Here is a 13,219-nt window from a genome sequence, read left to right on the forward strand (position 1 = left end):
TACTCGCGATAGCCCAGCTATCGCTAGGTTTTGCGCCTTACTCTGGTTCGCCGGGCACATGCCCTTCAGTTACGCTTTCAACTGTTATAGTGCACTAGCTGCAACCCTATCATATTTGCACGGCAATGAACTGCGGTTCATTGCCCCTGAGTTTGCGGAGTACGCATGACATCCGATTTTTCAAAATCGCCAGATCTTCCACAGGAACAGTTCGACATCGGACCGCTTTCCTGGGTGATGGGAGAAGTGCGGGAAGCCATCACGAACGCTGGGAAGATGCTCAAAGATGCGCTTGCCCAAGATGCTGAAGCCCGCCCGACGACCATTTTGCATGCGAAAAGTTATCTGCATCAGGCCCATGGTGCCTTGCAGATTGTTGATATCGATGGTGTATCCGTCGTCACAGAAACGATAGAAGAATTACTCGAACGTCTGCAAAGCGGTCAGCTGGAAATGACAGCAGCGCATGTCGAAGTCATCGTGGATGCTTTTCATGCAGTCTTGCGCTACCTGGAAGATCTGTTATCCGGTTCACCACATCAGCCGGTGCGTCTGTTTCCGTACTATCGTGGCCTGCTGGAATTGAAGGGCTCGGAAAGAATTCATCCTGCTGATCTGTTTTTTCCTTCGCTGTACGCCAAGGAACAGATTCCTGAACTGGCTGTCAGCAGCAAACCGTCTGCCATCAATATTGCTACCTTGCGCCAACGCTTTGAAAAATTGCTGTTGACCGTACTGACCAGCAAAGACAAGACGCAACAAAGTATTGCTGCACAATCCATGCATGATCTGTTGTCAGAGATCGAACAAGGCCAAAGTAATTCCCAGGCAAAAGCATTCTGGGTGGTCATGCGTGCTTTTGTTGACTCGGTTGGCCATGCTGGTTTTGAAAGCAATCAACAACACGCAAAACAGATATTTGGTCGCATCAATTTACAGATACGCCGTCTGGTGGAAGGTACTGCAGCCATTCCCGAACGCTTGTTGTGCGATACCCTGTTTTTCCTGGCCCAGGTTGAATCCCCGTCACCATTTGTAGCCCGCATCCGCAAGGCCTATCAACTGGATAATACGGTTCCTGCTGACTATGACCAAAAAAATTATGGTCAGATCACTGCTGGTGCGCAAACAACGGCAAAAGAACAACTGTCTGCCGTCAAGAATCTGTGGGGCAGGATTGCCAATGGCGAAAATGGCCTGGCAGACAAGTTCTCCCAGAAAATGAATGATCTGTCAGAGACTGGTGCCGGTTTGAACGCGCCAGCCCTGTCGAAATTATTACGTGAACTGAATGGAATCGCCCGCAGTGTGGCGCATTCGCCAGATGGCAGCAAAATGGGCCTGGAACTGGCAACCAGCCTGCTGTTTGTGGAGCATGCGCTGGATAATGTGACACGCTTGCCGACAAATTTTGCCGAACGTGCCGAAGAAATCACCAAGCGCCTGCTGTCTGTCGTATCCGGGCAGGTGCCGCAAACCCAGTCCAGCTGGATGGGTGAAATCTCGCGCGAGGCGCAGCAACGCCAGACCGTCGGCGTGCTGGTGGCAGAGATGCAATCAAGCTTGCGTCATATAGAAAAAATTCTGGACGAATATTTCCGTACGCCAGCCAATAAAGACACCCTGAAACCGATTGATGGCGTCTTGCATCAGGTTGGTGGTGCGCTCGCCATCCTGGATCAGGATGATGCCATGGCTGCCGTGGAACATACGCGGCAACTGATTGCGCAGTTTGCCAGTCAGGAAGAAGGCGATGCAACTGCCCAGGGTGATGCGCAGGTAGCTGCACACCAGAATGTGGCACAAAACATAGGTGCGCTGTCTTTCTTCATCGAGACCCTGCAGTCGCAGCCGGATACCGTCAAGAAAAAATTCAGCTTCGATCATGAAGCAGGTGTGTTCCGTTCCAATCTGCTGGAAGCACAGGCAGCCAAAGAATTGCTGCCTAGTGCTGACATCCATCTGCCGGAAGAAGAAACGGCGCATGAATTGCAGCACGAGTTACAGCATGAAGCGCAGCAAGCAGCACAGGAAGCACTTCATTCACAAGATACACTGGCACCTGTCACAGAAGAGTCCGGCACGGCAGACGCATTGCCAGAGCTGGTCGCTACCACCATACAGGTGGCTCCAGCAGCAGTCGTTGCTGCTGCGGTTGAAGACACGGCCGAAGCGGATGATGCAATCGATGCCGAATTGCTGGAAATCTTCCTGATGGAAGCAGAAGAGGTCCTGGCGTTTGTCCAGAGCACTTTGCCTCTGTCCAGAAAAGATCCGGACAATCAGGAATACCTGACCAGCCTGCGTCGCTCTTTCCATACACTCAAGGGCAGTGGTCGCATGGTCGGCCTGAATGTGTTTGGCGAAACCGCATGGAGCATAGAACAGGTCATGAATCTCTGGTTGTCAGAGTCTCGTGATGGCGAAGAAAGTTTGTACTCCCTGCTTGAACATACTTCCGGCGAAATGGTGGAGTGGGTTGAAGAGCTGAAACTGAATGGCACTTCACCACGCACTGGTGCCCGTATTATCGCTGCTGCTGAACGTGTCAAGGCTGGCCTGGGTTACACCGATGAGCCAGAAGTACCGGCGGTAAGCGAAGTGGCAGCAGTGGCATCGGTAGCAGAGCTTGCTGCTGCCGCTCTCGTTGCCAAACCGGTAGCTGAACTGGTCAGTGAAACGGTCAGGGAGCCAATGAGTGAGGCAGTGAGTGAGCACACTGCGGAACCAGCTACAGATTCAGTGAAAGAGTCAGTTACTGCGGCAATTGCTGAGGAAGTCATCGCTGAACCAGTTCCTCTTGTTGCTGAACTGCCGGTGGCAGAAGTATCTGTGCCGGAATTGCTTATTGCACCTGAAGAACCGCTTGTTATCGAAGCACTTGCGCTGTCTGTCGTGGAAGAATTGCCGGCAGTCGTTGAAGAGGCTATCACTGCCGCCCCACTGGAACTGGCTGCATTTGATGATTTGCCAGTCGCAGACGTGGGTATAGCAGTCAGCGAAACAGTGGCTGAAGAAGTCTCTGCAGTGCCTGAAACGCTTGAAGCGCTCCAGGTACCAGACTTGCATGTCGAAGCCATACTGCCAGAAGCGGCTGCTGAAATTGCTGCTGATGTGATTACAGAGGCTGAAGCAGTCGCTCATGATGCGGCACTGTCTGAGCCAATACATGAGCCAATACCTGAGCCAATACCTGAGCCGCTGCATGAGCCACTACTGAAGGCCGAAGATTTGCTGGCCCTGCCGGTTGCAGAAACGCTGACGCTGGATGCATTGCCAGTTGAAGAAGAGTTGCCAGCCGTAGCCAGTGATATCTTGCTGCCAGACGTGGTGGATGCAGTCGTTGCCGAACCGCTGGTGGCAGAAGACATCTTAAGCACAAGCGATATCCCGGTTCCGGAAGAAATTACTGCCCTGGCTGATGTGGCGCCTGCCGATGTGGTAGAGCTGTCTGAGGTCCCTGCCGTCGTCGAGACTGAAGCAGCTATTCAGCACACCCCGGTGGAAGTGGCTACTGCACAAATCATAGACTTCCCCGATTTGTCTGCACCGATATCCGATATTGACGACAACGTCAAACGTATAGGTGATATTGAAATCAGCCTGCCCCTGTACTCTATCTACATGGCAGAGACCGATGAAATCGTGCGTTTCCTGGTGCAGGATTTTGCCGAATGGCGACATGAACCGCATCGCCACGTGTCCACCCATGCGATCCATGCCAGCCACTCGCTGGCTGGCAGTTCTGCCACGGTAGGATTGAAGCCTTTGCAAGAGTTGGCACATAGTCTTGAATTTGTCCTGCAACGTCTGGAACGTCATCCGGTTACCCTGTTTGACAACGAATATGACGTGCTCGATCATTCGCTGGAATCAGCCAAGCGCATGCTGCAAAAGTTTGCCTTGTCCGAAATGGCAGCACCAGCGCCCGAAGATATCCGTGAACTTGAACGCCTGTTACAGGCCGTTATCGAGCGCTCCAACGCGGGTGTGGATGAAGAGTATCTGACTTCGACCAATGAAAAATTGGATCTGGACATTTTGTCTCAGGGCGAAGATGCAATATCGCTGGAAGAACTGCCAGCACCCGCTGATCTGCTGCCAGCAGAACCAGAGGAATTGATCGTTGCATCGCTGCCAGAAGAAGTTGAGCCTTTAGAAGTTGAGCCTTTAGAAGCTGAGCCTGTAGAAGCATTATCTGTCGCGGACGAACCTGCGCTGGCCTTGCCAGAAGAGCTGGTCCTGGCGACACCGGTCATTGAAGCAGAAGCCACCGTGCCAGAGCTGGTGCTGGTTGATACCGCAACAGCTTTGTCTGAAGTGACCCATGCGCCGGAAGCGTCTGACATCCCTGTTTTGCATGACGCACCAGAAATGCCTGTGCATGTGGAAGTTGAACATGCGTTGCCAGCCGAAGACATCTTGCCAGCGCCGGAAGTCGCAGCGATCGCCTCAGTTGAAGAACCGCAAGCACCAAAAGAACCACTGGCTCCGGTGGTATCCATTGCACCCGTAGTCCAGCCAGCAGCGCCAGAACCTGTCGCTGCGAATGACTATGTGCCTGCAATTGCAGATCAGGGTATCCAGATCAAAGATGATCTGGATATGGACCTGTTGCCAGTCTTCATAGAAGAAGGTAATGATCTTTTGCCTATGGTTGGGCAATTGCTGCGCTCATGGCAGCAACAGCCGGACGACAGCGCCATTCCACAATCTATAGCCCGTCTGATGCATACCATTAAAGGTAGTGCAAGGATGGCTGGTGCGATGGGTCTGGGTCAGCATATCCATGACATGGAGTCGCGTATCGAAAGTCTGATGCATGGCGGCAGCGCAGTACGTGCCTCTTTGTTGGATGACCTGATGGCACGTCACGATCACAGCATGCACTTGTTTGATCGCCTGATACATCCGGAAGCCTATGCTGCACCGGCACCAGTCGATACCGTACTGACTACTGCGCAAGAGCTGGATCAGTTCCAGGATCAACTGGCAGCCAACACCATAGAGCAGCCTGTTGTTAAAAATGAGCTGGTCAACCTGACGCCAGTCATGCCGGTCATGACGCGTTCTCTGCCATCGGCAGCAGTGGCACCTGCCGCCAATACACCGGCAGCACCTGGCGCGCCAGTCACGCTGGTGCGTGTACGTGCCGATATCCTGGATCGCCTGGTCAATCAGGCCGGTGAGGTGTCGATCTCGCGTTCACGTCTGGAGAATGAAGTCAGCACCTTGCGCTCGTCTCTCAGCGAATTGACTGAAAACGTCAATCGTCTGCGCGACCAGTTGCGTGAAGTCGAGATTCAGGCAGAAACCCAGATCACATCACGCATGGCACACTCTGCTGACCGTGAATTTGATCCGCTGGAATTTGACCGCTTTACCCGCCTGCAAGAATTGACACGCATGATGGCCGAAAGCGTCAGCGACGTGGCCACCGTGCAGACCAACCTTACCCGCACCATTGATGGCGCATCGAACGATCTGTTGGTACAGGCACGTTTGACACGTGATCTGCAACAGGATCTGATGCGTGTGCGCATGATCCCGTTCGCCAGTATTTCCGAACGTCTGTATCGCGTGACGCGGCAGACTTCCAAAGAAGTCGACAAGCGCGTGAATCTGGATATTCGCGGTGCGACGGTGGAAATGGATAGGGGTGTTCTGGAAAAAATGGCTGGTCCATTTGAACACTTGTTGCGTAACGCCATTGTCCACGGTATTGAAACCCGTGAGCAACGACGCAATAATGGCAAAGAAGAAACCGGCGAATTGCTGATTGAAATCCGTCAGGAAGGTAACGAAGTCGTGATCCGCTTCAGCGATGACGGCCAGGGCCTGAACCTGAAACGCATCCGTGAAAAAGCCCTGTCAGTTGGTTTGATCACGAATGAAGACAATCCGGGTGAGCTGGAAACAGCCAATATGATTTTCGAACCGGGCTTCTCGACTGCAACCGAAATTACCGAACTTGCCGGTCGCGGCGTCGGTATGGACGTGGTCCGTTCCGAAGCTGCCTCGCTCGGTGGTCGCGTAGAAGTGACCACCAACGAAGGCAAGGGCGCAGAATTCACCATTCGCCTGCCGTTGACACTGGCCGTAACCCAGGTTGTACTGCTGAGTTCCGGTGGTCGTACCTTCGCCGTACCGTCAGTACTGGTTGAACAGGTACAGCAACTGAAGTCGACAGCACTTGCCAATGCCTACAACGAAGGTGCTGTCATGTGGCAGGGCCAGCGTGTGACGCTGTATTACCTCTCTTCCATGCTGGGTCAGGATGATGCCACACCGATCACACAGCAATACACACCTTTGCTGATCATGAAGAGTGGTGGTGAAAGGGTTGCCATTCACGTCGATGATATCGTCGGTAACCGCGAGGTCGTGGTTAAAAACATTGGCCCGCAACTGGCACGTATGACCGGGATTGCCGGTGCCACGGTACTGGGTTCCGGTGAGATCGTGTTGATTCTGAATCCGGTACCACTGGCACACAGGATGGAACACGAGCACGCTCGCCTGCAACATCTGGGTGCCGAAGCTACACCTGATCTGGGTGCCGTTGCCAATCTGCATGCGCCAACTGAAGCGGCACAGGCCAAATCCGAACCGGTACAGGGTCTGCGTACCCAGCATACTGTCATGGTGGTCGATGATTCCCTGACTGTACGTCGCGTGACCCAGCGTTTGCTGGCGCGTGAAGGTTATCAGGTTATCCTGGCAAAAGATGGTATCGATGCGCTGGAACAACTGCAATCGGTCACGCCTGATGTCATGCTGGTAGATATTGAAATGCCACGCATGGATGGTTTCGATCTGACACGTAACGTACGCAGCGATGCACGTACCAGCCATATCCCTATCATCATGATTACCTCGCGTACTGCGGATAAACACCGCAATTATGCGAAAGAACTCGGTGTGAATGAGTACTTTGGTAAGCCTTATCAAGAGGATGATCTGTTGGGGGCGATTATGGGGTTTGTGGGTAAGGATGCGGCGGTGATCGTGTAAGTACGCTGCAGGCTTATAGCTACTAAAAAAGCAGAGAGTGATCTCTGCTTTTTTTGTTTTTGTCTTGTGTTCGTCTTTGCTTGTGTTTGTATTTTTTAGCTTTTAGTTTTTAACTTCTAGTTTCTAGTTTCTAGTTTCTAGTTTCTAGTTTCTAGTTCCTAGTTTCTAGTTCCTAGCTCCTATGCGGTTAGCAATGCGCATGAATTGAACGACCGTAAACTTGGTAACGTCGCTCCAGCATGTTTTTAGGCTGGAGCCCAGTGGCGTTCGTTGCATACTTGAGTCTTTATTGAAGCGATTGCCCTTCGTAGAACCAAGCCGGGTCTCGGCCCGGCGGCCGAGATACTTTCTTTTGCGTCGCCAAAAGCAAGTATCCAAAGAAAAGGCGACCGCAGACTTGCCCTTCGGGTGCTTACGCTACGCTTCAGCACAATTTGTGCATCACAAAAAATGGGAAAGCTTCGAAACTCGCTTCGCTCAAACACGAAGCTTTCTGATCCATTTTCTGTGACGCACAAATTGCAGCGTCCCAAGCGGATTAAAGTCAAAAGCAACTTCAAAAGCAACAGCAACCCCAAGGTCAAAACCAACAACTGCAAATTGCTACAGGTATAGATTGGGTAGCTCTCTAGTTTTACTCATCCCCTTCATGCGTAGCCACCTTCTTCACCACAGCATACCGCGTCAAAGTCTGCTTGCGTGCTACGTCGTGTTCGACAACTGGAAACGGGTAATCCTTGCCTATTTTGACCCCAGCCTGCTCCAGCAATAGCGGTGCGGCTTTCCATGGTGCATGGATGCTGCGTTTGTCCAGTTTGGCCAACTGTGGCAGGTAGCGTTTGATGAACTTGCCTTCGGTGTCGAATTTTTCTGATTGGGTGATGGGGTTGAAAATGCGGAAGTAAGGTTGGGCGTCGCAGCCGGAGGAGGATGCCCATTGCCAGCCGCCGTTGTTGGCGGACAGGTCGAAGTCGTTCAGGTGTTCGGCGAAATAGGCTTCGCCGCGGCGCCAGTCTATGCCCAGGTCTTTGATCAGGAAGCAGGCAGTGACCATGCGCAGGCGGTTGTGCATATAGCCGGTCTGGTTCAGTTGCAGCATGGCGGCATCGACCAGCGGGTAGCCGGTGCGGCCTTCGCACCAGGCGTTGAAATGGGCATCGGCCTGGGGGCCGGTTTCCCATCGTATGGCATCGTAATCGGGTTTGAAGGAACGGTTGGCGACATGTGGGTGGTGGTGCAGGATCATGAAGTAAAAATCACGCCAGATCAGTTCAGATAACCAGATTTCGGCACCACGATTGGCGGCAATGCGCATTTGCTGTATGGCTTCCTGCACCAGATGGCGGATGGATATGGTGCCGAAGCGTAAATGTACTGACAGGTAAGACGGCCCCTTGATGGCAGGGAAGTCGCGCGACTGGTCATACAGTTTCATGCGTCCCATAAAATCATCCAGCAACTGGCTTGCGCCAGTCATGCCGGCAGCAACCGGCATGCGTCTTTCAGCGGCTGCAGGAAAGCCCAGTTCCGCCAGACTGGGTATGCCGCTTGCGGCTGGCCGGGCCAGCTTATGGGCATATTTTTCTATGGGGTAAGCACGTGAATAAAAATCGCTGGTATCTGCATAAAACTTTTTCAGCCAGGCATTTTTATACGGTGTGAACACTGAAAATGGTGTGCCTGCCAGCGACAAGACCTCTTCTTTTTCAAAGATGACCTGGTCCTTGTAGCTGAAGAAAGCGCAGTTGCTTGCTAATAAACTTTGTTCTACGGTCGTGTCACGCAGCTTTGCCTGTGGTTCATAGTCACGGTTGGTGAACACGGCATCAACACCCAGTTCACGGGCCAGTCGTGGTATTTCCTCTTCTGCCTGGGCATGACGCACGATCAGGCCACCGCCCATCTGTTCCAGCGACTTTGCCAGTTCGCTCAGGCTTTCATGGATGAAAGCGACGCGTCTGTCATTGTCGGGTAAATCATTTAATATTTTTTCATCAAAAATGAAAGCGCAGAAGACACTGTCACTTTGCCGCAAGGCATGATGCAGTGCTGCATGGTCAACATTGCGCAAATCCCGCCTGAACCAGACCAGGGAACGTTGAAAACGAAGTTTATTTTCTTGCATGAGAGAAATCAGGTGAACTAAATGAACTAAATCAACTAAATGGGGGAGGTGCAAAGTGTGACTAAAACGCTATGCGGCACCTTAGCACACATCGAAAAAACACGCTAAAAATGCTAAAATGCGGATATGGCGAAGCAAACAAAATCCTTACATACCAATCTGCACGATGAGGCAACGCAGTCTGCATCACTGACTGCCAAACACAAGTTCAAAGTGAAAACTGAAGACGATGCCAATTTGGAATTGAATCTGACGAATCATTTCCTGATCGCAATGCCCTCCATGCTTGACCCCATTTTTGGCGGCACGGTCATTTACCTGTGCGAGCATAGTGCCCGCGGTGCCATGGGCATGGTCATCAATCGTCCTACAGATCTGACGGTAGCTGGCCTGTTTGATCGCATAGATCTGAAGCTGGAAATCATCCCCGATTCTCACCCCATAGGCAAACGCCCGGTCATGTTTGGTGGCCCGGTGCAGGATGACCGTGGTTTTGTGTTACACACACCGCCTGGCAAATATTCATCTTCCCTCAAGGTAACAGATGACATTGCCTTTACCACTTCAAGAGATGTACTGGAAGCCGTGGCTGCCGGTGATGGTCCGGAGCAGGTGCTCATCAGTGTCGGCTATGCCGGCTGGAGTGCAGGTCAGCTGGAACAGGAAATCCTGGCGAATGGCTGGCTGACCGTGGCGGCCGATGCCAGTATCATGTTTGATCTGCCGATGGAAGAGCGCTTTGCCGCTGCCATCAAACTGCTGGGCATCGACCCCATGATGCTGGCTGCCGATGCGGGACACGCCTGATGGCTGCGAGTGATGGTACCGTCCTTGCATTTGACTTTGGTTTGAAACGCATAGGCGTTGCCGTTGGAAATACCTTTCTGCGCCAGGCAGAAGCATTAAGCATTATTCACGCCCCCACCAATGACGGCAAGTTTGCCGAAATCAGCCGTCTGATAGAACAATGGCAACCCGTGCTCTGCGTGGTCGGCCTGCCCATGCATCCTGATGGCGCAGACAATGAAATGACACAGCGCTGCAAGCGTTTTGCCAATCAGATCAATGGCCGCTTCAATGTGCCCGCCGTACTGGTGGATGAACGCTATTCTTCCGCCGTGCTGGATGCGCGACGCGGCGAATTTATCGACGATGATGCGGCTGCCCTTATCCTGCAACAATATTTTGATGAAACGCCATGACTTCTCCACACCTCAGCCTGGATGCAGAAGCACTGTACCAGCAACTTTTGAATCAGATACGGCCCCATGCAGCCGTACAGGAGCATCTCGCCATTGTCGGCATTTACTCTGGTGGTGCCTGGATCGCTGAACGCCTGGTGACTGATCTGGGCCTGAAAGACAAGGCAGGCTTCATCGATGTTTCCTTTTATCGTGATGACTATGCGGCCAAAGGCCTGCATGCCGAAGTCAAACCCACCCATATTCCCTTTGATGTGAATGGTGCCCACATCATCCTGGTGGATGATGTGCTGTACACCGGTCGTACCACCCGTGCTGCGATCAATGAGTTATTTGATTATGGTCGCCCGGCCCGCATCATGCTGGCAACCCTGGTTGATCGCGGTGGCCGTGAATTGCCGGTTGCTGCCGACTTTGTTGCCTACGCTGCCCCATTTGAACCCGCCGTCTCTGTCAATCTGCAGCGTGCAGACGATGGCACACTCAGCATCTCTATTGACCATGCATAATCCCCAGCTCAATAAACACGGCGAACTTCAGCATTTGCTGACCATAGATGGCTTGCCGAAAGCCATCGTCAACCATATCCTGGATACCGCTTCTTCCTTCGTCAGTGTCAGCGACAGGGAAGTCAAGAAAGTACCGCTGATGCGTGGCAAAAGCGTGTTCAATCTGTTCTTTGAAAATTCCACACGTACCCGCACCACGTTTGAAATTGCCTCCAAACGTTTGTCCGCGGATGTCATCAATCTGAATATCGCTGCGTCCAGTACCAGCAAGGGTGAATCCCTGCTCGATACCATAGACAACCTGGCGGCCATGCATGCCGACATGTTCGTCGTGCGCCATGCGACATCCGGTGCACCTTTCCTGATCGCCAAACATCTGAACGACACCAGACAGCATCATGTGCATGTGGTGAATGCCGGTGATGGCCGTCATGCCCACCCTACCCAGGGTTTGCTGGACATGTACACCATACGCCACTACAAAAAAGACTTCACCAACCTGACGGTCGCCATCGTTGGTGACGTCCTGCACAGCCGTGTGGCGCGTTCTGACATCCATGCACTGACCACGCTGGGCGTGCCGGAAGTGCGCGTCATTGGTCCGCGTACCCTGTTGCCCGGTGGTCTGGAGCAAATGGGTGTGCGTGTATTCAACAACATGAACGAAGGTCTGAAAGGCGTTGATGTGATCATCATGCTGCGTCTGCAAAATGAGCGCATGAGTGGGGCTTTGCTGCCCTCTGCACAGGAATATTTCAAGAGCTATGGCCTGACACCAGAACGTCTGGCGCTGGCCAGGCCAGGTGCCATCGTCATGCATCCGGGGCCGATGAACCGTGGTGTGGAAATTGATTCAGCCGTGGCCGATGGTCCACAGGCAGTCATCCTGCCGCAGGTCACGTTTGGTATTGCCGTGCGCATGGCCGTCATGAGCATCGTGGCTGGCAACAGCGGCGGGGTATGAGGAAACTATGAAAATACATATCAGGAATGGCCGCGTGATTGACCCGGCAAGTGGAACAGATGCAGTACAGGACGTATTTATCGCCGCTGGCAAAGTTGTTGCCATCGGTCAGGCACCTGCCGACTTTATTGCCAATAAAATTGTCGATGCCACTGGCCTGGTGGTGGCACCCGGTCTGGTCGACCTCAGTGCCCGCCTGCGTGAACCTGGCTTTGAATACAAGGCCACACTGGAATCCGAATTGCAGGCGGCCATGCGCGGTGGTGTCACCAGCCTGGTCTGCCCACCGGATACCGACCCGGTGCTGGATGAATCCGGTCTGGTCGAAATGCTCAAGCAAAGAGCACGCATGCAAAACAAGGCGCACGTGTATCCGCTGGGAGCACTGACCGTCGGCCTGAAGGGAGAATCCCTGACCGAAATGGCGGAACTGACAGAGGCTGGTTGTATCGGTTTCTCGCAGGCTGAAGAAACCATCGCCAATACCAATACTTTGCAAAGGGCGCTGGATTATGCCGCCACCTTTGGTTTCACCGTCTGGCTGCGTCCGCAAGATGCATATATAGGCAAGGGCGGTGTGGCACATAGTGGTCCTTTGGCGTCGCGCCTGGGTTTGTCTGGCGTGCCCGTCATGGCCGAGACGATTGCCCTGCACACCCTGTTTGAACTCATGCGCGCTACCAATGCCAAAGTGCACCTGTGCCGTATCTCGTCTGCTGCAGGTCTTGATCTGGTGCGCAAAGCGAAGAAAGAAGGCCTGGCCCTGACCTGTGATGTCGGTGCCCATCATGTGCACCTGACCGATGCGGATATTGGCTTCTTCGATTCGAATGCACGTCTGACACCACCTTTGCGCAGCCAGCGTGACCGCGATGCCATCAGTGCGGCATTGAAGGATGGCACGATAGATGCGATCTGTTCCGACCATACACCAGTCGATGATGATGAAAAGTTGCTGCCTTTCGCCGAAGCGTCTCCGGGCGCAACGGGTCTGGAATTATTGTTGTCGCTGGCACTGAAATGGGCAGAAGACAGTCGCGGTGAAGTCAGCCTGACCCTGGCCTTGTCGAAGATCAGCCAGCATGCTGCCAGGGTGGCAGGCGTGCCTGCCGGGCAAATCGCAGTTGGACATGCCGCCGACATTTGCATCTTTGATCCGGCTACACGCTGGAAAGTGGAAGCAAAAACCCTCGCCAGCCAGGGCAAGCATACGCCTTTCCTCGGTTATGAATTGCCGGGTGTGGTGAAGGCAACGATCGTGTCAGGGCATGTGGCGTTTGATACTTTGCATTGATGTAGCGATCACGGGTCAGACGGTTTTCTGAATTCTGAAGATGTAGATTCACTACGCTATTTGGGCAAAAAACGGTTTGTAGGGAGTATGGTTGTGCCGTACTCCCGTTTG

7 protein-coding genes are annotated in these 13,219 nt (G+C 53.0%); 6 read left to right on the forward strand and 1 reads right to left on the reverse strand.

The genetic code is table 11. The features are described from left to right. The first annotated feature begins 165 nt into the window (after window positions 1-165). Entirely contained in the window at window positions 166-7,014 is a 6,849-nt protein-coding gene (locus H8L32_RS27705) for a hybrid sensor histidine kinase/response regulator (protein WP_230412140.1), read from the forward strand. 634 nt (window positions 7,015-7,648) lie between these two features. Here the strand turns inward: H8L32_RS27705 and H8L32_RS09915 are convergent. Then, entirely contained in the window at window positions 7,649-9,139 is a 1,491-nt protein-coding gene (locus H8L32_RS09915) for a cryptochrome/photolyase family protein (RefSeq protein ID WP_186947026.1), read from the reverse strand. 126 nt (window positions 9,140-9,265) lie between these two features. On the opposite strand from H8L32_RS09915, the gene H8L32_RS09920 reads away from it, so the two are divergent. The 5 genes from H8L32_RS09920 to H8L32_RS09940 are packed head-to-tail and all read left to right on the forward strand — an operon-like array spanning window position 9,266 to window position 13,108. Beyond that, a complete protein-coding gene (locus H8L32_RS09920) occupies window positions 9,266-9,946 on the forward strand; it encodes a YqgE/AlgH family protein (RefSeq protein ID WP_186947027.1) in 681 nt (226 codons plus the stop codon). Continuing rightward, window positions 9,946-10,341, forward strand: coding sequence for a Holliday junction resolvase RuvX (gene ruvX, locus H8L32_RS09925; protein ID WP_186947028.1), 396 nt, complete (start codon window positions 9,946-9,948; stop codon window positions 10,339-10,341). The genes H8L32_RS09920 and ruvX overlap by 1 nt, the downstream gene beginning before the upstream one ends. Continuing rightward, window positions 10,338-10,850 (forward strand): bifunctional pyr operon transcriptional regulator/uracil phosphoribosyltransferase PyrR, encoded by a 513-nt coding sequence (gene pyrR / locus H8L32_RS09930; RefSeq protein ID WP_186947029.1) that lies wholly within the window; start codon window positions 10,338-10,340, stop codon window positions 10,848-10,850. The genes ruvX and pyrR overlap by 4 nt, the downstream gene beginning before the upstream one ends. Further along, on the forward strand, window positions 10,843-11,814 hold the full coding sequence (locus H8L32_RS09935) for an aspartate carbamoyltransferase catalytic subunit (protein ID WP_186947030.1): 972 nt from the start codon (window positions 10,843-10,845) through the stop codon (window positions 11,812-11,814). The genes pyrR and H8L32_RS09935 overlap by 8 nt, the downstream gene beginning before the upstream one ends. 7 nt (window positions 11,815-11,821) lie before the next feature. Then, a complete protein-coding gene (locus H8L32_RS09940; RefSeq protein WP_186947031.1) occupies window positions 11,822-13,108 on the forward strand; it encodes a dihydroorotase in 1,287 nt (428 codons plus the stop codon). The last annotated feature ends 111 nt before the right edge of the window (window positions 13,109-13,219 follow it).

Source organism: Undibacterium hunanense (assembly GCF_014284335.1).
Lineage (GTDB): Bacteria > Pseudomonadota > Gammaproteobacteria > Burkholderiales > Burkholderiaceae_D > Undibacterium > Undibacterium hunanense.